Origin of the sequence: Hwanghaeella sp. 1Z406 (assembly GCF_048892425.1) — a bacterium.
Taxonomy (GTDB): domain Bacteria; phylum Pseudomonadota; class Alphaproteobacteria; order UBA8366; family Aestuariispiraceae; genus Pacificispira.
Window position 1 is genome coordinate 249,658 of record NZ_JBLZHU010000003.1, and the last position, 20,163, is coordinate 269,820.

The 20,163-nt window shown below is 56.5% G+C and carries 18 protein-coding genes and 1 tRNA gene; 3 read left to right on the forward strand and 16 right to left on the reverse strand.

All coding sequences use genetic code 11. The features are described 5' to 3' along the window. Window positions 1-83: 83 nt before the first annotated feature. From dnaJ to ACOSDR_RS08565, 3 genes are all read right to left on the reverse strand, one after another. Window positions 84-1,229 carry a molecular chaperone DnaJ gene (gene dnaJ / locus ACOSDR_RS08555; protein ID WP_420730965.1) on the reverse strand — a complete coding sequence of 382 codons (1,146 nt, stop codon included), beginning with the start codon at window positions 1,227-1,229 and terminating at the stop codon, window positions 84-86. Window positions 1,230-1,296: 67 nt separating this feature from the next. Next, window positions 1,297-3,219 (reverse strand): molecular chaperone DnaK, encoded by a 1,923-nt coding sequence (gene dnaK / locus ACOSDR_RS08560; RefSeq protein WP_420723631.1) that lies wholly within the window; start codon window positions 3,217-3,219, stop codon window positions 1,297-1,299. A 195-nt stretch (window positions 3,220-3,414) separates the two neighbouring features. Beyond that, window positions 3,415-4,359 (reverse strand): LysR family transcriptional regulator, encoded by a 945-nt coding sequence (locus ACOSDR_RS08565; RefSeq protein WP_420723630.1) that lies wholly within the window; start codon window positions 4,357-4,359, stop codon window positions 3,415-3,417. Between the two features lie 141 nt (window positions 4,360-4,500). On the opposite strand from ACOSDR_RS08565, the gene ACOSDR_RS08570 reads away from it, so the two are divergent. Next, a complete protein-coding gene (locus tag ACOSDR_RS08570) occupies window positions 4,501-4,683 on the forward strand; it encodes a hypothetical protein (RefSeq protein ID WP_420723629.1) in 183 nt (60 codons plus the stop codon). A 16-nt stretch (window positions 4,684-4,699) separates the two neighbouring features. Here ACOSDR_RS08570 and ACOSDR_RS08575 read toward each other — a convergent pair whose 3' ends face one another. From ACOSDR_RS08575 to ACOSDR_RS08630, 12 genes are all read right to left on the reverse strand, one after another. Next, entirely contained in the window at window positions 4,700-5,578 is an 879-nt protein-coding gene (locus tag ACOSDR_RS08575) for a 50S ribosomal protein L11 methyltransferase (RefSeq protein ID WP_420723628.1), read from the reverse strand. A gap of 25 nt (window positions 5,579-5,603) precedes the next feature. Next, window positions 5,604-6,728: an isochorismatase family protein gene (locus ACOSDR_RS08580; RefSeq protein WP_420730966.1), complete on the reverse strand. Its 1,125-nt coding sequence runs from the start codon at window positions 6,726-6,728 to the stop codon at window positions 5,604-5,606. A gap of 71 nt (window positions 6,729-6,799) precedes the next feature. Next, a complete protein-coding gene (locus tag ACOSDR_RS08585) occupies window positions 6,800-7,435 on the reverse strand; it encodes a regulatory protein RecX (RefSeq protein ID WP_420723626.1) in 636 nt (211 codons plus the stop codon). A 140-nt stretch (window positions 7,436-7,575) separates the two neighbouring features. Then, window positions 7,576-8,043 carry a PTS IIA-like nitrogen regulatory protein PtsN gene (gene ptsN, locus ACOSDR_RS08590; RefSeq protein ID WP_420723625.1) on the reverse strand — a complete coding sequence of 156 codons (468 nt, stop codon included), beginning with the start codon at window positions 8,041-8,043 and terminating at the stop codon, window positions 7,576-7,578. 298 nt (window positions 8,044-8,341) lie between these two features. Further along, a complete protein-coding gene (gene hpf / locus ACOSDR_RS08595; RefSeq protein WP_420723624.1) occupies window positions 8,342-8,917 on the reverse strand; it encodes a ribosome hibernation-promoting factor, HPF/YfiA family in 576 nt (191 codons plus the stop codon). Between the two features lie 298 nt (window positions 8,918-9,215). After that, window positions 9,216-10,736, reverse strand: coding sequence for an RNA polymerase factor sigma-54 (gene rpoN / locus ACOSDR_RS08600; protein WP_420723623.1), 1,521 nt, complete (start codon window positions 10,734-10,736; stop codon window positions 9,216-9,218). A gap of 20 nt (window positions 10,737-10,756) precedes the next feature. Continuing rightward, the gene (gene lptB, locus ACOSDR_RS08605; protein WP_420723643.1) at window positions 10,757-11,539 is read right to left on the reverse strand and encodes an LPS export ABC transporter ATP-binding protein; all 783 of its coding nucleotides are present in this window, start codon (window positions 11,537-11,539) and stop codon (window positions 10,757-10,759) included. A gap of 1,045 nt (window positions 11,540-12,584) precedes the next feature. Next, window positions 12,585-13,421, reverse strand: a complete 837-nt coding sequence (locus tag ACOSDR_RS08610) for an LptA/OstA family protein (RefSeq protein ID WP_420730967.1) — start codon at window positions 13,419-13,421, stop codon at window positions 12,585-12,587. 6 nt (window positions 13,422-13,427) lie between these two features. Then, the gene (lptC, locus tag ACOSDR_RS08615) at window positions 13,428-14,111 is read right to left on the reverse strand and encodes an LPS export ABC transporter periplasmic protein LptC (RefSeq protein WP_420730968.1); all 684 of its coding nucleotides are present in this window, start codon (window positions 14,109-14,111) and stop codon (window positions 13,428-13,430) included. Window positions 14,112-14,157: 46 nt separating this feature from the next. Beyond that, window positions 14,158-15,207, reverse strand: coding sequence for a KpsF/GutQ family sugar-phosphate isomerase (locus tag ACOSDR_RS08620; RefSeq protein WP_420730969.1), 1,050 nt, complete (start codon window positions 15,205-15,207; stop codon window positions 14,158-14,160). Between the two features lie 78 nt (window positions 15,208-15,285). Next, window positions 15,286-15,900 (reverse strand): ribonuclease D, encoded by a 615-nt coding sequence (locus ACOSDR_RS08625; protein WP_420723619.1) that lies wholly within the window; start codon window positions 15,898-15,900, stop codon window positions 15,286-15,288. A gap of 270 nt (window positions 15,901-16,170) precedes the next feature. Then, window positions 16,171-16,257 (reverse strand) — tRNA-Leu (locus ACOSDR_RS08630). 284 nt (window positions 16,258-16,541) lie between these two features. Between ACOSDR_RS08630 and ACOSDR_RS08635 the strand changes: the two genes are divergently transcribed. Beyond that, complete coding sequence (locus ACOSDR_RS08635; RefSeq protein ID WP_420723618.1) at window positions 16,542-17,492, forward strand: complex I NDUFA9 subunit family protein; 951 nt, start codon at window positions 16,542-16,544, stop codon at window positions 17,490-17,492. Window positions 17,493-17,498: 6 nt separating this feature from the next. Here the strand turns inward: ACOSDR_RS08635 and ACOSDR_RS08640 are convergent, their stop codons facing one another. Continuing rightward, window positions 17,499-18,305, reverse strand: a complete 807-nt coding sequence (locus tag ACOSDR_RS08640) for an undecaprenyl-diphosphate phosphatase (RefSeq protein ID WP_420723617.1) — start codon at window positions 18,303-18,305, stop codon at window positions 17,499-17,501. A 403-nt stretch (window positions 18,306-18,708) separates the two neighbouring features. Here ACOSDR_RS08640 and ACOSDR_RS08645 point away from each other — a divergent pair, with 403 nt between their 5' ends. Continuing rightward, window positions 18,709-20,151, forward strand: a complete 1,443-nt coding sequence (locus tag ACOSDR_RS08645; protein WP_420723616.1) for an NAD(P)-dependent oxidoreductase — start codon at window positions 18,709-18,711, stop codon at window positions 20,149-20,151. The last annotated feature ends 12 nt before the right edge of the window (window positions 20,152-20,163 follow it).

Here is a 20,163-nt window from a genome sequence, read left to right on the forward strand (position 1 = left end):
TTCCAGAACCTCCCATTCCCAATAAAACCGGCTCCCTTTAGACGGAAATCCAGCCGATTGGTCAAGGGCGCACGCAGTTGGTATTACTCCGTCAGATCATCCCAGAATTCTTTGACCTTGGTGAAGAATCCGTCGGTTTCAGGGCTGGTGTTTTTGCCTTTGCCCTCGTCGCGGAATTCTTTCAGCAGTTCTTTCTGCCGTCGGGTCAGGTTCATCGGGGTTTCGACCGCCAGTTCGATATACATATCGCCGCGATTCTGGGTGTGCAGGACCGGCATGCCCTTGCCGCGCAGGCGGAAGCGCTGGGCGGTTTGTGTGCCTTCCGGCACCTTCACCTTGGCGCGGCCCCCTTCGATGGTGGGGACTTCAATTTCCCCGCCCAGGGCAGCGTCGGCCATGCTGATCGGCACACGGCAGAACAGGTTCTCACCTTCCCGCTGAAACAATTTATGGGGTTTGATTGACAGGAAGATGTACAAATCCCCCGGTGGCGCGCCGCGCAGGCCCGCCTCCCCTTCGCCGGTCAGGCGAATGCGGGTGCCTTCCTCAACCCCTTTCGGGATGTTGACGCTAAGCGACTTGTCCTTGTGCATGCGCCCGGAGCCGGAGCATTTCTTGCAGGGCTTATCAATAACCTGGCCTTGCCCCTGACAGGTCGGGCAGGTGCGTTCGATGGTAAAGAAGCCCTGGCTGGCGCGCACCTTGCCATCGCCGCCACAGGTACCACACGTGACAGGCTTGGCCCCATCTTCTGCGCCATTTCCGTCGCAGACATCACAGGTGACAGCCGTTGGAACCTTGATTTCAACCGTGCGGCCCTTGAAGGCATCTTCCAGAGCAATTTCCAGGTTAAAGCGCTGATCCGCACCGCGCGACGCGCGCTGGCCGCCACGACCGCGACCACCGCCACCGCCCATGAAATCGCCAAACATTTCTTCGAATATGTCGGTAAAACCGCCAAAGCCAGCCCCAGCCTGACCACCGCGACCGCCCATTCCGCCCTGTTCAAAGGCTTCATGGCCAAAGCGATCATAGGCCGCGCGCTTTTGTTCGTCTTTGAGGACCTCATAGGCCTCTCCGACTTCCTTGAACTTCGCTTCCGCTGCTGCATCACCGGGATTGCGATCCGGGTGATACTGCATGGCGAGCTTGCGATAGGCCTTTTTCAGCTCGTCCGCGGACGCGCCTTTCTGGACCCCAAGCGTTTGATAAAAATCAGCCTTAGACATAACCCTCTCCCCGTATAGGGTGAGGCCCCGCCGCGATCAAGCGACGGGGCCTTTTCCCGTGTGATGGTTAGGATTTGTCTTTCTTGTCGTCGTCGACTTCTTCGAAGTCGGCGTCAACGACAGTTTCTTCCTGGCTACCGGCAGAAGGCCCATCAGAGCCCATATCCCCGTCGCCGCCTTCAGCCTGGGCCGCCTTATACATGGCTTCGCCCAGCTTCATGGATGCCTGTGCAACGGCGTCAGTCTTGGCCTTGATGTCTTCGACATCATCGCCGTCCTTGGCTTCCTTCAAGGCCGCAATCGCATCTTCGATCGCCTGCTTTTCATCCCCGGACAGGGCGTCGCCATGATCGGCCAGAGCCTTTTCCGTGGTGTGAATTGCGCTGTCTGCGGCATTGCGCACTTCAACCAGGGCGCGGCGTTGCTTGTCACTGTCAGCGTTGGTTTCGGCATCCTTCACCATCTGCTCGATCTCATCATCTGAGAGACCGCCAGAGGCCTGGATGCGGATCTGCTGTTCCTTGCCCGTGCCCTTGTCTTTCGCAGACACGTTGACGATGCCGTTGGCGTCGATATCAAACGTGACTTCAATCTGGGGCATGCCACGCGGTGAGGGCGGAATACCGACCAGGTCGAACTGACCCAACAGCTTGTTATCCGCCGCCATTTCCCGTTCACCCTGGAAGACGCGGATCGTCACGGCAGACTGATTGTCTTCCGCCGTGGAGAAGACCTGCGATTTCTTGGTCGGGATCGTCGTGTTGCGGTCGATCAAACGGGTAAACACACCGCCCAGGGTTTCGATACCCAGCGACAGCGGGGTCACGTCCAGCAACAGCACGTCTTTCACGTCGCCCTGCAGAACGCCTGCCTGAATGGCCGCGCCGATGGCAACCACTTCATCGGGGTTCACGCCGCGATGCGGGTCTTTGCCGAAGATTTCCTTAACCGTTTCGATCACCTTGGGCATGCGGGTCATACCGCCAACCAGGATGACTTCATCGATCTCAGAGGCTTTCAGCCCGGCATCTTTCAACGCGGCCTTACATGGGCCAACGGTGCGCTTGACCAGGTCGCCAACCAGGCTTTCCAGCTTGGAGCGGCTGATCTTGATGTTCAGGTGCTTCGGACCAGAAGCGTCCGCCGTGATAAAGGGCAGGTTCACATCGGTCTGTGTGGACGAAGACAATTCAATCTTCGCTTTTTCAGCGGCTTCCTTCAAACGCTGCAGCGCCAGCTTGTCGGTGCGCAGGTCGATGCCTTGCTCTTTTTTGAACTCATCCGCCAGATAGTCGATGATGGATTGGTCAAAGTCTTCCCCGCCCAGGAACGTATCCCCGTTGGTGGATTTCACTTCGAACACGCCATCGCCGATTTCCAGAACCGACACGTCAAACGTCCCACCGCCCAAGTCATAGACAGCGATCGTGCCAGAACCCTTCTTTTCCAGGCCATAGGCCAGGGCAGCGGCAGTCGGCTCGTTGATGATGCGCAGCACGTCAAGGCCTGCGATCTTACCCGCATCCTTGGTCGCCTGGCGCTGGCTGTCATTAAAGTAAGCCGGGACGGTAATCACCGCCTGATCAACGGTTTCGCCCAAATAGCTTTCGGCGGTTTCCTTCATTTTCTGCAAAATCATCGCAGAGATTTGGGACGGAGCGTATTTTTCGCCACGCACTTCAACCCAGGCATCGCCGCCATCGGCTTTGATGATCTTGAAGGGGGCGTTCTTGATGTCTTTTTTGACTTCTGCATCGCTGAAGCGGCGCCCGATCAGACGTTTGATCGCATACAGCGTGCTTTCCGGGTTGGTCACAGCCTGGCGCTTAGCAGCCGGGCCGACCAGACGTTCGCCGTCTTCGGTGAACGCGACCATAGACGGCGTCGTGCGCGCGCCTTCGGCATTTTCAATAACCTTTGCATTGGACCCTTCCATCACTGCGACGCAGGAATTTGTGGTGCCCAAGTCAATACCAATTACTTTACCCATTGTTTACCTCCAGTGTTAAGCGGACATCACCAAGCCTGATTCCAGCGCTTCCTAGATGCCCCTTCAGAAATGTGATCGGATCGCCTTTAATTGTGACGCCGTGGTTAAGACTTCAAGGGGGTATATAGGGACACCGACCCGGTGCTGCAACCGCCAGAAATTGCAGATACGCCCCCCTGAAATAGATTTCGGGGGCTAATCCGGCTTTGCAACGGCACCAAAGGACTCTGCCCCATCCCATTCCCAGGGCGGCGGATCGCCATAGCTTTCCGCCATGTGATCGACAAAGGCCCGGACTTTTGGCGACAGATTCCGCCGATCCGAGTAAACCGCCAGAATATCAGATCCTTCATCGGCGTGATCCGGTAACACCCGCACCAGCCGTCCAGCGCGCAGATCCGGTCCGATCAGATAGGTTGAAAGACGCGAAATGCCAATCCCGGCCAGGGTCGCGTGATAGACGGCATCGGCGCTGTTTGCTTCGAAATTTCCCTTCACCCGATAGATCTTCGGGCCCGTAGGTGTGGTGAACTGCCAGTCATTCCATCGCGCGACCGTCGACAGGGTCAGACAATTATGCGCGGCCAGATCATCGGGAGTTTCAGGAATGCCATGCGCGGCGATATAGTCTGGCGCAGCACAGAAAACCCGGCGATTGGGGGCCAGCTTGCGCACCACCAGCGTGTCATCGTCAATCTGTTCCGTAAATCGAATGGCAACGTCGACCTGCTCTGCGACAAAATCAATCGGGCGGTCAGACAGTTCCAGCGCCACCCGCACATCCGGGTTTTTTTCCAGAAAGAGCGGCAGCAAAGGGAGTAGCTGCATTTTGCCGAATGCCACCGTGGATGCGACCCGTAATGTCCCCTGCGGATGGCTGCCCAGGGACACGATAGCCGCTTCTGCATCGGCAACTTTGGTCGATATCTCGACACAGCGGTCGTAAAAGACTTTTCCTTCTTCAGTCAAAGACATGCGCCGCGTGGATCGGTTCAGCAGGCGCACCCCCAGGCGGTCTTCCAACTGGCTGATCTGTTTGCTGATGGCAGAGGGGGTCAGGCCCTGACGACGTGCGGTCGCAGAAAACCCGCCATCTTCGACGACTTTAGCGAATAACAACATCTGCGGGGCGATATCCATCTATTTGTTCCTACAATGCACAAGGGATTTGAGGCATACCCAACTTCACAAGGTGCTTTCTTTGTACCATCTTATTGTGCAGTGCAATATGAAAATTGTGCATTGCAATACAAACCGCAACTCTCTGAGGAGCACCAAATTATGAGCACGCCAAACCCTGACTTAGACTACGAACCGATTGATTATGACGAAGTAATGCGCATGGCCCACGAAGGCCGCCGACTGCAAAGCATCGCCCTTCGGGACATGATCGTACGGGGCTTTAAAAGCCTGATGCATGTTCTGCACATTGACAATGCCCTGTCCGCCAAAGCCAGTCGTTAAAGGTTGGAGCTTGGGCTTACCGGCCCAGCAATAAGGCGGACCAGCCGTCCCGCCGCTGTTTGGCGCGCAGGCTGAAGCCTTGCATACGATACGCGCCCAGGACCATCGCTTCCTGCTGAACCAGCAGGCCTGACAGAATGATCAGTCCACCCGGTGCTGTCGCGCGGATGATGTCGCGCGACAGCAACATCAGGGGGCGCGCCAGAATATTGGCGACAATCAGGTCATAGGGGCCGCCCTGGCGGATGACCGGATGCCCTAGACCATTGGCCGTGGTCAGGCGCAAATGGGGCGGCAGGATACCATTGATCTGACCGTTTTCCCGCGCCACACGCACCGCTTCTGGATCAATGTCACTGCCGACGACGCGGGCCTGATGAAGCGTTTTACACAACGCCATCGCCAGAATCGCCGTTCCACAGCCCAAATCCAGGGCGCGACCGGGGCGGATTCCCATGCGCAGCAGGTAATCAATCATCACCAGACAGCCCCATGTTGTGGCATGGGTTCCTGTGCCAAAGGCGGTCCCGGCATTCACGACCAGGGGAACCGACCCGGCAGGAATGGGGTCTTCATGAAATTCCTGATGCACAAAAAACCGCCCGGCACGGATCGGCTGGAAGCTTTTTTGATTTTCGGCAACCCAATCGATATCGGGTAAGGGCGCAACAATGGGATCTGGATTTGTAATACCAGCCTGTTGCGCTGCCGAAATCAGTCGGGGCTCCAAATCTGCCATGGGCGGCAGGCCATCGGTATAGAATTCCAGCGACCACTTGGGGCCGCCTTCCCATTCAAAGGCGGCGGTTCCCAAGGCATAGTCTTCCACCGCTTCCTGAAAGGGGAAAACCGAAGCCTCATCGGGCAGGATCAAAATCGTTTTGTATATTGGCATAGCGTCTCCATAGCCCCGCAACAGCCTATCGGCAAGTGCTCTGGCGTGTCCGACGCTCCAATTTCAAAACATCCCGCCATTGTCCGGCCATTGGTCCATAAGGCATGATACCTGCCCCTCTTTGGCGCCCCATACACCGAAACCCATGGGCGGCATGCAGGATCAGGCTTGCCTTGTTTTCCGGGAAAATACCAGCGGTCAGACTCCACAGCCCCGCCGCGTCGCTGGCAGACACCAGGGCCGCCATCAGCGCATGACCAACCCCCTGCCCACGGGCCTTTTCCGCGATATAGATCGATACTTCGCAAATGCCCCGATAAATCGGCCGGACAGAGGTGGGGGAAAGCACGGCAAACCCCTGAATGTCACCATCGCCAGACTGCGCCACCAGCCGAGGATGCGGCAGTTTCCCAGCAGAGAACCCCGCCCAATCCCCAGGATGGTCCTGAAATGTCGCGTGGCCTGTCGCGATGCCCTGGGCGTATAAATCCAGCACCTTTGCTCCATCTGCGTCTTCCATTGGGCGAATTTTCCCGGCAAAGGGGCGATGGGGCAAGGGCCCCGCCAGGTCCTTCAAATCACAGACATTGCCGAACAAATCACCCTCGCTGGCGATCAGATCCAGGGCGCGATCATGATCGTCCATTTCCAGCGCCGCACAGCAATCCGCGACGGTCAGGCATTCATACCCCAAATCCACTGCCGCCCGCAGGGTCGATTGCACGCAACAGGACGTGGTAACGCCACACAGTATCAGATGGGTGATCCCCTGACTGTTCAGATAGGCGTGCAGATCGGTGCTATAAAAGGCGCTGAATCCCGGCTTATCGATGACGGTTTCTGTCGGTTCAGGCTGAAGATCGGCAATGAAATCATGACCCGGCTGACCCCGGATCAGAAACCGCCCCAGTGGTCCATCTGAAATTGCCCCCGGGCTCTTCATCCCATACCGGACGCGTTTCGCCGGGTGCATATCAGACAGGTCGGGCGCATAGCCTTCCCGTGTATGTATCAGGCACAGGCCTTGTGCCCTGGCCCAGTCACTCAGCCTGCGGATACGCGGTACGATGGCGCGCAACAACGCCGGATCATCGCCTAACGCCGCACACATACCGTCCGGATCGATAAAATCCCGCTGCATATCGATCACCAGAAGCGCGGTACGACCGGCTGGCAGGCTGAATTCTTGATTGCCGCGGCACGAAATTCGCAGATCTGGGGTCAGTTTTGGGGCTCCTCAACGCTGGTATCCAGCTCATCCTCAAGCTGCTGTGGTGTTTCCGCCCCTATGACATGGCGCGCAATATCATATCCAAAGCCCTGACGCCCCAAGGCGGCAAGATCTTTTTCGCGGGCTTCTTCCCGGCCATCCCGCCGCCAGGGTCCAAGCCGGCGCCGTCTGGCATATTGAACCGCCGCGCGCAGATCCAGATCAGGACCGACCTCTTCCCGCAAGGCCTCCAGGGCGACCCCAACGGTATCCCCGTCCACGCCTTTTACCGACAGGGTCTGTTGGATTGCCCTGGTGGATTTACCCTGCCGATGCAAACTGGCGGATCGTCCCAGGGCATAAGCCGTATCATCCAGCAGACCGGACGATTGATAGCGCTGGATCAAATCATCCACCGAATCCGCCAAGGCCTGACTGTCAGTGCCATGCAATTGCGCAGATCGAAGAACACGGCGCATCAGCACCCGACGAAGATTCTCCGCACTGGACGCATAGCGTTCCAGATAATGTAAGGCGATTTTTCCCAGGCGTTCCGGCGTAACCGGTTTTGGGCCGGATTGTTTTCCACCCGCGCTTTTTCGATCTTTTGCGGCTGTGTTGCGCGCTATACTGTTTTTCTCATCCATAGCGAAAGCCTATCAGAGAATCTGCAAGATCCCCAAGGATCAGATAATCAAAGATCGGTAGCCTATTATAGCAAAACCCCCGAACAACCCTATCAGGCTCATCCGGGGGTCAAACTGAAGACCAAATCTGTTACAGATGATTACGCCGCGTGGCTGGTGGCCGATGGTTCTGTTAACAGTCCATACAGCGCATCGGACCGGTCCGAACCCCGCAGTTTTTCACAAATGTCCCGATCCCGCAGCAAACGCGACACCCGGGCCAGCGCCTTCAGGTGATCCGCACCCGCTTCAATCGGGGCCAGCAGGGCAAAGATGATATCAACCGGCTGGTCATCAATTGCATCGAAATCAATGGATTTCGCCAGGCGCGCAAAGATCCCGACCGGATGTTCGATCCCCTGCAACTTGCCGTGCGGGATGGCAATTCCATGCCCTACGCCTGTCGTGCCCAAACGCTCCCGCTCCAGGAGGGTGTCAAAAATCGCCCGCTCATCCAGGCCCGTTATGGAAGCCGCCCGGCGCGCAATTTCTTGTAAGGCTTGTTTCTTTGACGTGACGTTCAGTTTTTCAATCACTGCATCGGCAGACAAAAGATCACACAATTCCATGACAGTTCGCTCTGTTTCGTTTGTTTGACCACACGACCAACTGCACAAAATAGCGCACCCGCCATGTGGGTCCATGATTGCCAGGGGTTTTAAGCACCCAACTTGCCAATTAAAAGCCCTTTTACGTCAGAACCTGTTCAATTTGCCACCCAACCGGCGCCAGACAGCAGGATTCACGTACCCAAAACAAGCACCAGACTGATTACACACCAAACTGACTACACGCCAAGCGGGTTATTCTCCAGACAAACTTGTCACCAGCCTTGCCATGCACCAGCCTGGCCATGCGCCGGACTGGCTACGCACCCGACTGGGGATCGACCCAGCCAATATTCCCATCCGGCCGGACATAGACCATATTGATCCGCCCATTCTTCGTATTTCGAAACATATACGCTGAATGGCTGGCCAAATCCATCCGCATTGTTGCTTCCCCAACGGTCATACTTTCGACCTCTGTTGGCATTTCCGCAACGATGATTGGTTCATCCTGCTCGTTCGATTCATCCTCTTTCGGCTCTGGTTCTGCCTGCAACACATATTGCAGCGCGGGCAAGGCATCTGCCGTGCTGAGGCGCCCTTTGTGATCGCGCAAACGACGTTTGTACCGGCGCAATCGTTTGGTTACGTGTTCGGTTGCTTCTTCCAATGCCCCATATGCGTCATTTCCGGCACCATGGGCATGCACCAAAACGCGCTTGGACACATGGACCTGGATATCGGCGGCAAACCGTCCGCCATCCTTGGAAATGGTGACGGTCGCATCCGTCGTGTTGTCAAAATACTTCCCAATCGCATCGGGCAGCGTGGTGTCGATATGCGTGCGCAGCGCATCGCCAATATCAACCTGTTTACCTTTGATGGAGAGTTGCATAGTGGGTCCGTTACCCTTTCACGGTTCTGATCGCGCCGTATAACCGGCGACTGATTTTGACGGCCCGCGTATCGAAGAGACCCGATACTGACTGGGCCATCCTTTGATTGAGAATGCTACTGCGAAATCACATCGCCCTGCATCTTATTTTTTTCATATTATGCATTTGGTTTGGCAGGTGCCGCTTTACAACGGGCATCCAATAACGAGAAATCAGAAAATTGAATTTTTATGTTAAGGCCCCTATTGCGGAGCCAAAAACAGATCAATCTATTGATTTAATTCAATAAATTTTAACTTACAAACTGGCACGCTTCTGTCGTCTACGTTGTACTGAAGATGCAATTTTCATCGCCTCACGGTATTTTGCTACCGTTCTTCGGGCAATATCAATTCCATCAGCATTCAGCAGTTCCACCAGCCGATCATCTGATAAAACGGCGTTTGGTAGCTCTGCATCGATCAAAGTCCGTATCCGGTGCCGCACGGTTTCCGCAGAATGCGTATCACCTGTCGTGCCCGCAATCGCGGTGGTAAAGAAATATTTCAGCTCAAACAAGCCACGTGGGGTCGACATATACTTGTTGGAGGTAACCCGACTGACCGTTGATTCGTGCATCTCAATGGCTTCTGCAATATCGCGCAGAATCAGGGGCTTCAAATGGCCCACGCCATGATGCAGAAAGGCGGATTGCTGACGGACTATTTCCGTTGAAACTTTAAGGATCGTGGTGGCGCGCTGTTGCAGGCTTTTTACCAACCAATTGGCCGTGTGGAATCGCTCGGCAACAAAATCACGGGCTTCCTTGTCGCGGGTCCCCTTCGCGACACGGGCATAATAACGCTCGTTGACCAGGACTTTCGGCAGGGAATCCTGGTTAAGCTCTATCGTCCAATCCCCATCGGGCGCGACCTTGACGATGACATCAGGGATCACCGTCTGCGATGGCTCAAAACCATATTCTGCCGCCGGTCGCGGGTTCAGGGACCGAATTTCCGCAACCATATCGGTCAGATCTTCTGAATCGACGCCACAGATTTTCAACAGTTTCGATACTTCCTGCCGTGCCAGAAGGTCCAGATTGTCCAACAGCGCCGCCATGGCAGGATCATAGCGGTTCTGATCTTCCAATTGCAGCCGCAGACATTCCTTTAGATCCCGCGCGAAAATGCCGGGCGGATCAAAGCGCTGCATTTGCAGCAGAACCGCTTCGACTTCTGTGGCATCACATCCCAGGCGCTGGGCGACATCTTCCAAATCATCTGTGAATCGCCCATTTTCATCCAGTGAATCAACAAGATATCGCCCGATCAGGCGTTCCCGTGGGGATCCAAGATCAACCTGGATCTGCTCTTCCAAATGCTCCGTCAGGGTACGACCGCGGCTGAGCGTCGCTTCCAGGTCAGGCAGGTCTTCATCTGCCCCCCGTCTGGAAAAATCAGTGCCGCCACTGGATGCGGTATAGGCCCCGCCTGGCTCAACACCAGGCCCCGCGATCTCGCCATCATAATTGTTGGAATAATCTGTATCCAGCGGGCTTTCAGCCCCAGCGCCAGGCATCGCGTCGGGGGATAGCAGATCGGCGCTATCCGTGCGCGACACATCGCCCTGCGCGACATCCTCCTGCGGCCCGCCTTCTTCACGCCCGGCGGAAAGCCCTTCGTCGCGCTCCAGCATCGGGTTTTGTTCCAACTCGGTCTCGACATAGGCAGCCAGATCCATGCTGGAAAGCTGCAACAGCTTGATCGCCTGTTGCAATTGCGGCGTCATCACCAGACTTTGGCTCTGCCGCAGGTCCAAACGTTGGGTTATCGACATTCCCCGCCCCCACAGCCCCGCTACAAGGAGAAGCGGTCCCCGAGGTAAACCCGCCGCACCTCCTGATTTGCGACGATTTCATCGGGGGTCCCCTCCATCAAGACACTGCCATCGTGCAGAATGTATGCGCGGTCCACGATATCCAGCGTTTCACGGACATTGTGATCGGTGATCAGAACCCCGATCCCCCGATCCTTCAAATGACTGACCAATTGTCGGATGTCGCGCACGGCAATCGGATCAATCCCGGCCAGCGGTTCATCCAACAGAACGAAATTCGGCTGACTGGCCAGCGCGCGGGCGATTTCCAACCGGCGGCGCTCCCCCCCGGACAAGGCAATCGCCGGTGTCCGCCGCAAGTGGCTGATCGAAAATTCCGCCATCAGCGCATCCAATGTCGCATCGCGTTTTTCGCGATTCTTTTCGATCAGTTCCAATACCGCCATGATATTCTGTTCCACCGTCAATCCGCGAAAAATCGAAGATTCCTGTGGCAGATACCCGATTCCCAATCGTGACCGGCGATACATCGGCAATTCAGTGATATCCGCGCCATCCAGCATGATCTGCCCATAATCAGCGGCGATCAGCCCAGTGACGATGTAAAAGCACGTTGTCTTCCCCGCGCCATTGGGTCCCAACAGACCGACCGCCTCCCCCCGCTGCACCCGCAGGGAGACATCCCGCAAAACCGGGCGTTTCTTGAACTGTTTGCCCAAGGATGTGACGACCAGCCCTTCATTCTTCGTGATCAGTACCGGTTTCGTGGGCCGGGGCCGGGCGGCCTCACGCTCCAGCGACACTACGGCAGATTTAGGGGCGTCCCCATCCACCCGAGCCTGAACCGGGGGAACAGTATCGCGCCGGTCCGTATCCAGGCGACGCTCTGCTGGTTTAGGCGTTTCCGTGCGTCCTGCTGCCGGATCCTCCCTAAGACGGGGGCGGGGCGGCTCCGGCAGGTCGCTGAAATCGATCGGCTTGCGGCCTTCTGTCTTCGAATCCGGCCTGATAGATGCGTCCGGCTTTGAGGAAGCCGATGCGTCGACCTGCTTTTGCTGAACGGGCGGAACGGATGTCTCTTTCCCTTCCGCAGGCGATGTCCTTTGCGGCGGCACAGAGGTATCTGAGGAAACCGGGCGGCGCAAAACAGGGGTTGCCTGAACCCGAATAACCGGGGGCTCCGGTGATTTGAGTGAGATCGCCTGGGGTCTTACCTCCTGGGGTCTTACCTCCTGGGGTCTTACCTCCTGGGGTCTTGCAGAATCCGAGGGAGCCTGTTCCCGAGCCGGCGTCTGTGCCGGGGGGGCTTTTGCATCCGGGGTCTTTGCGGGCGCGGAGCTCAGCACGCGGTGCGGCACATCTTCCCGTGACGGCAAAGGAGGCGGCTCAGTCGGGCGCAGAGGCGGCACAGATGTCGGGCGGCGAAGCGGCGGTGGCTGGCGACCAAAATTTGCGCCAACGCCAGGACGCGTGGCCGACAGATCCGATCCGTCTGCTGGACCCAAACGCGGCTGACGCAATTGCGGTTCCGGGCGATGCTCGCCAGGGTCCCGCACCTGACTGGAACTCACATGCGGCGCAAATCTGGGAAACCGGTCTTTACGATCACCCTCGCGCTGCGTTGAGCCTTCACCCTCGCCGGCTGTGTTTTCATCATCTTCGCGATCGGCCATACGGAAATCCCGCGCCTTTCTGTTCCGCCCTATTTCGCGCATTCTGAGCGCTATTGAAGGAGTCTAAACGCATTCTTGCGATTCGCCAAGTCATGACAACGAATTTGGCACTGGAATTGCATAATTACTGCCATGAAGCGATTGGCACAGACCGTTTAATGGGTGCGGATACGCCCTATTGAGTCTGCAAAATCAATCCTTTAACCTTATCTCCTGCAGATTTACCCTGCAATGTGCTGCGCCCGGTCAGCATGTTTACCACCGCGCATTCGCCATTCAATTGGTTCGATCCACGGGTTATTTTGACTTTTCCACAAATTGTCGCCTTTTCCTCTGGCACATTATACACGCCTTCCTTCCCGGTCACGATATCGGTCGGGGTAGAGATATGAACGCCACTGGTGGCGTCAATTCGGGTCACGCGGGAGGACTGCCCCTCCTCCCCCGGTTCGATAAAGGCGGTCAACACACCGGCCTTCAAGCGCCGCTCGTTCTGGATAGCCAAAGCATTGCCGCGGGCCACGATAATCCGCTTTTCCTCCCAATATTCCATGCTTTCCTCCGCGGTGATCGTGCCGCGATCGGTGACGACCTGCAGATCCTTGCCGACCAGAACCGCAACCTTTTTATCCAGGTGATAAACCGCCTTATCGCCGAATGCTTCTGATCCATCCGACTTGATAATCACATTCCCTTCCGCATCCAGACGGAAAATAACCTGGCGACCGTCCTCTTCCCGATAATAGGCAACCAGCGTGTCGGCAATGACGGTAACCGTGCCCCGCTTTGCCGTCGCATTGCCATAGGCCCGATATTGTTGAAGATCGCGCAGCCATTCGATGCCGTTATCCGCCTCGATCTCAATCGCGCCGTCCTGACTGCCCGAAATCAGCCCCTCTTGCGCCCAACCAAAGCCCGGTGAAAAAAGCAGAATGCCTGCCGCCAGCAACAGGGCGTAAAAAATTGGGGTTGTGCGGATTGCCATCAGGTCGCCTGTCTTCGTCGGGTTCATCGTATATTAATCGGTATCATAGATTATCACGCGGGCCTTGCCGGTCAGTTGAACCTGTTCGCCACGGTTCATCAACTGAAAGCCTTCCGCTTCCAGATATCCGAAAGGGCCTTGTCCCTGAACAGGATCAAAACCAAACGCATTGCCCTGCAGCAGATCAAAGGTGGCACTCTCAGAATGAAACTCGTATCCCAGATCATGAAACAAATTGACCTTGCTGAATAATTCCAGCACCTGCGTCTCACGGTTCAGCGTCCCGGTTTCTGCCGTCACCAGGGCCCAACTGCCATCGCTCAGATTGATGTCGGCGCGCGGCTCTGTGAAATCAACCATGATGGCGTCCACATTGGCCTGTTGTACCGATTTCGCCGTCACCGTATAGCGCTGTCCATCCTCACTGATCCCGGCATAGCGGGCCTGACTAACTTCCATATGCTCGGTAATCAACTGACCGGCACCAGTCAGGGAATCGGTGATGCGATGGCCTTCCTGCTTCAGATAGGGCCAGGCGACAACCAGGGCAATCAAGGCCACCGCCACCGTTGGCAGCAACACTTTCAGCCAGCCAACCATACGGCCATAAGACTGGTTCAGCGTGCGGCGACCAATCGAAACAGGAATACTGGCCCCGCGAACCGGCGGCGTACTGGGCGGTGGGGTTGTCCCGGCATTGCTGTCAGCGCTCGCCATAGCGCTCGCATCCTTTTCCAATTCGATCAGTCCTGCAGGGTCGGGGTCAGGCGACACCGGCGCGCAAAAAGTCGTGAATATGCACGATCCCAACCGGCTTTTGCGCCTCGTCCACCACGAACATCGCGGTGATTTTGCGATCATTCATGATATTCAGCGCCTCAGCGGCGATCATCGTTGATGTGATCATGATTGGCCCCGCCGTCATCACCTTCGTCACCAACTGCTCTGCCAGATTGTTCGACATGTGGCGGCGCAAATCGCCATCGGTCACGATGCCGATCAACCCCCCTGCATCGTCCACAACACCGGTGCAGCCAAAATGTTTTGACGTGATGGTCAGGACGACCTCATCCATGCGGGCCTGTTGTTGGACCAGGGGAATATTCTCGCCGCGATGCATAAGGTCTGCGACCTTCAGCAATTGCCGGCCCAATTTGCCACCGGGGTGCAATACGCGAAAATCATTGGCGGTAAAGCCCTTGCGCGCCATCAAGGATACCGCCAGGGCATCGCCCATCGCCAGGGTCATCGTGGTCGATGTGGTCGGGGCCAGCCCGATCTCTCCTGCTTCGGGATGCTGGGGCAGAATCAGGGCGACATTTGCTGCCTCCGCAAGTGTGGAACCAGCGCGACCGGTGATGCCGATCATGGGGATCTGGAATCGTTTCACATGGCCGATCAGATCGCTCAACTCGTGGGTTTCGCCGGAATTGCTGATGGCGATAACCGCATCCCGCTCTGTGATCATGCCCAAATCGCCATGGCTGGCCTCGCCCGGATGCACGAACTGCGCTGGCGTTCCGGTCGACGCGAAGGTAGCGGCAATCTTGCGCCCGATATGGCCACTTTTTCCCATGCCGCTGACAATGATGCGCCCGGCGCGGTCGCCAACAGCGGTCACCCCCATCAATATATCCAGCGCCGAAATAAAGGCGCCGTTCAACTCCTCGGCCATATCGCTCAAGGCGGCGGCTTCGGCACGCAAGACCGCGCGACCCGTCGCCAGATCAGAGGCCGCCTGATCCGGGCTCGCCTGGGCATCCGACCTTAGGGCCTGTATAGCGTTTTGCATCGGGGTTACACCGGCTGTCATGATTACACGTCACTCTTCCTATGCTGACCCTTAGTAGGCCTCATTGCCTCAAGCCAGCCATAATTTGGGCTCGCGCGGTCAGGAATGCGCGAAAATATCTGTTTCGGCCCAACCCATCAGGTCTAATTTGGCCCGCACGGGCAGAAAATCAAAGCAGGCCTGCGCCAGTTCACTGCGCCCTTCACGAACGATCATGCCATCCAGCACCTCTTTGATCTGGTGCAGATACAGCACATCCGATGCGGCATAGGCCAATTGTGCATCACTGAGATCCGGCGCAGCCCAGTCCGAACTTTGCTGCTGCTTGGACATATCGATACCCAACAGCTCTTTCGCAAGGGTGGAGAGGGAATGACGGTCCGTATAAGTCCGCACCAGTTTCGACGCAATCTTGGTGCAATAGATCGGCCCCATCGTGACACCCAGCCATTGCTGACAGATTGCCACATCGAATCGGGCGAAATGAAGAATCTTCAGGACCGACCGGTCGGCCAGCAAGCGCTTCAAATTAGGGGCATCATACGCGCCGGGTGCGAATTGCACCAGATGGCTGACCCCATCGCCGCCCGAAAGCTGGGCGACACAGAGCCGGTCCCGCAACGGATTTAACCCCTGAGTTTCCGTATCAATCGCCACAGAGGACCCAAAATCAAGATCCGCGGGCAAATCCCCTTGATGCAAATGAATGCTCACCCGATACACTCCTTAAATCATTGCCCCGGGCCAATGTCTTGGGCCTCTAAAGCGGCACCCCCAAAAGATCAAGTCCCGACTGGCCATCGAAAAACCACGCCCAATCAGGATCAATCTGCGCAAAACGCCGGATTCTAACAAGAATCGCAGTGTTACGTACAGCGTTTTGGCATGTTGGGACCAAATGACCCAAGGTTCATACCGATAGGGCAAAAATAGAGACCGCCCAGATCACAAAATGATCCGGCCAATATCTCTATTTTTAAGAAATGGTGCCCAGGAGAAGACTCGAACTTCCACGTCCTTTCGGACACAGGTACCTGAAACCTGCGCGTCTACCAATTCCGCCACCTGGGCATTTCCGATGGTGCGGGGCCGGAACATGTCCATTTGCGTGAGGCTTGTCAAGCGGATGATTTTCGGGGGTAAATTTATCTCTACAATCCGCGGAAAACATGGGTTTCCAGGGATCAGGGGTTGTCCTTCGCCAAGCGGCGGATTGCAAAAATATGACTTGGCCTGAATTTGTGTGCGACACGGGGTCCCGACACAGCGCTTTCGGAGCGCTTGGAACTGGCGCAGGCATTCGCTATAACACTGCTGACTCTGGTTTGGTGATTTCGTAAGGGGAGTATCTTCGCATGGTGGCCAAGGTTGTGACGGTTTTCGGCGGTTCCGGCTTTGTCGGGCGACAGGTGGTGCGCGAACTGGCGCGGATTGGCTGTCGCGTTCGCGTTGCTGTGCGCTTTCCAGACACCGCCAGTGACTTGAAACCCATGGGGGATGTCGGGCAAATCATCCCCATCGCCTGCAATATCCGTCAGGAGTCATCGGTGGCCAGGGCGCTGGATGGCGCGGATAGCGTTATCAATCTGGTGGGTATCTTGTACGAAAGCGGCACCCAGACCTTTGATGCCGTCCATCATCAAGGCGCCGCCCGCATTGCAAGGGTCGCCAAGGCGGCAGGGATTTCCAATTTCATTCAGATGTCTGCCCTGGGCGTGGCACCGGATTCGCCTGCGCAGTATGCGCGCAGCAAGGCGGCGGGAGAAGCGGCTGTCAGGGCAGAGATTCCGGAGGCCATCGTCGTGCGCCCCAGCGTCATTTTCGGCCCGGAAGATTCCTTCTTTAACCGATTTGCATCGATCATGCGCATCACACCCTTGCTGCCCTTAATCGGTGGGGGTGAACAGAAATTCCAGCCGGTTTATGTTGGGGATGTCGCCGACGCCATCGTCAAGGCCCTGACCGACAGCAGTGCGGCGGGGCGGACCTATGAACTGTGCGGGCCGACGGTCTATAGCTTCAAGGAATTGATGGAACTGGTCATGTCTGAAACGGGACGCCATGTCGGCCTGGTCCCGGTACCGTTTGAACTGGCCAGGATCAAGGCGTTTTTCCTGGAATTGCTGCCCGTGCCGCCGCTGACCCGCGATCAGGTGGAACTGCTGCGCAGCGACAATATCGCAACGGGCAACCTGCCGGGTCTCAAGGATTTGGGCATCGCCCCAACAGCGGCAGAGGTGATCCTGCCATCTTATCTGGACATTTATCGCAAGGGCGGGCGCTATAATCCCGCACAACCGGTCTGAACCGGATTACGCCGCGCCGCTGTAGACCCAATACAACAAACCAACGCCCATGATGATGCGGTAGATCACGAAGGGCGCAAAGCCTGACCGGCGCAGCCACGCCATCATTGCGTAAATCGATAGCAGTGCGGTGATGAAGGAGAATACGACGGCAATCACAATATCGCCGGTGAGCGCAAAACTGCCCGATTCATAGACATCCAGACCTGCAAGCAGCCCGGCCCCAAGGATAGTTGGGATGGAAATCAACATTGAAAAGCGGGCGGCGTCTTCCCGCTCCACACCCAGAAAACGGGCCGTGGTCATGGTGATACCCGACCGGCTGGTTCCCGGCAACAAAGCCAGAATCTGCGACAGGCCGATCACCAGGGACGTGACCCAGGATAAATGCTCCACCCGGCGAATCGTCATGCCGACCCGATCTGCAATGAACAATAAAATGCCAAAACCCAGTGTCGTCCACCCGATGAGCTCTACGGAGCGGAACACTGTTTCCACGTAGTCCTTCAGCAGAAATCCTGCGATAATGATGGGTATCGTCGCGACAATGACATTCAGTACCAATTTCGCAGGCGCCCCCCCGCGACCTGTTGCCACCCGCCCGACACCGACAAACATCTGCCAGACATCACGCCAGAAATACAGACACACAGCCGCCAGACTGCCAATATGCACCGCGACATCTATTTCCAACCCCTGATCCGGCCATCCCAGCACATGGCCCGTCAGAATAAGATGTCCTGAGGAACTGATTGGCAGGAATTCGGTAATTCCCTGAACAGCGGCGAGAACCAAAATATGGTGAAGAAGCACGGGAAACCCCCACAGGATTGATTAAAATGCTTATATCATTGGTCGCATTCGCTTGCATCCTTAACCTATCGCAAAATTAATACCGAAATGGTACTAAATTTTTAATGCCTCGTTACTCATCACCCTGATTTGGATGTTTTCAGACGATCAAAATTTAAAATAGGTCAATTTTATTGACTAATTTTTGAAAAACTTCTGGTCTTTCCACGCAACAAGCGATATAGATTAGAGGCATATGAGGGTCAGGCCTGTCAGACTTTAATCCGCGACCCCGTCGCGACGACAGGGAACAAGGCCAAAATGCCGGGCCCGAATTTCGAAATTTTAACCATTAGCATCTGAGTTGACCCCGTATCGGTTAGTACGTCAGCGAAAGGTGTTGCGAGAGTGTGAGGACATACCCATGACCACCGGCCGGATGCTTCAATTTGTGGATCGCGCTCAGGCCAATCCCGACAAACGCGCGATTGACCAGCGCCGTGTAGATTTTGATGAGATTTATCAAGGATATAGCGATGATGCGGCGGCCGACCAATCCGGGCGCTGCAGCCAATGCGGCGTGCCCTTTTGTCAGATCCACTGCCCATTGCATAACAACATTCCCGACTGGTTGATGCTGACCGCGGAAGGCCGCCTGCAGGAAGCCTATGAAGTTTCCAGCGCGACAAATACCTTCCCGGAAGTCTGTGGCCGCATTTGCCCGCAAGACCGCCTGTGCGAGGGCAATTGTGTGATTGAACAATCCGGCCATGGCACGGTGACCATCGGGTCCATTGAGAAATACATCACTGATACTGCCTGGGAAAAAGGCTGGGTGACGCCTATTTCCCCCCGACAGGAACGCACGGAAAGTGTTGGGATCATCGGGTCCGGTCCTGGCGGGCTGGCGGCGGCGGAACAATTGCGGCGGCGCGGATATCAGGTCACGATCTATGACCGTTATGATCGGGTTGGTGGCCTGATGATTTATGGCATTCCGAATTTCAAGCTGGAAAAGGACATTGTACAGCGCCGCACGAAATGGCTGGAAGAGTCCGGCGTCCGCTTTACCCTGAATGTTGAGATTGGCCGCGACATCAGCTTCGCCGATTTACGGGCAAAGCATGATGCCGTCCTGGTCGCGACCGGCGTTTACAAGGCGCGCGATCTTAAGGCACCGGGCGTGGGCCAGAAGAACATTATTCCGGCAATGGATTTCCTGACCGCGTCAAACCGCAATGGCCTGGGCGATACTGTCGCTGAATTCGAGGATGGCACACTGAACGCGGCGGGCAAGAATATCGTTGTTATTGGGGGGGGCGATACCGCCATGGACTGTGTCCGTACCGCCATTCGCCAGGGCGCGAAATCCGTGAAATGCCTGTATCGCCGCGACCGCGCCAATATGCCGGGCTCTCAGCGGGAAGTAGCGAATGCGGAAGAAGAAGGGGTTGAATTCGTCTGGCTGTCCCAGCCAGAAGCCTTTACCGGCGACGATGCCGTGACCGGCGTTCGGGCACAGCAGATGCGCCTGGGTCAGCCCGATGCAACCGGTCGCCGCGCACCACAAGCGATTGAAGGGGCGGTCATGACCCATGACGCCGATATCGCAATCCTGGCGCTGGGCTTTGATCCGGAAGACCTGCCGACCCTGTGGGGGGAATCCGACCTGCCCGTTACCCGTTGGGGCACCGTGAAGATCGATCACAAGACAAAGATGACCGCGCTGGAGGGTGTTTTTGCCGCCGGCGACATCGTGCGCGGTGCCAGCCTGGTCGTCTGGGCCATTCGCGATGGCCGCGATGCCGCAGCCTCCATCCACGACTATATCCAAGCCCGCGCCGTCGCGCCGGTCGCTGCAGAATAAGGAAGAATCGTC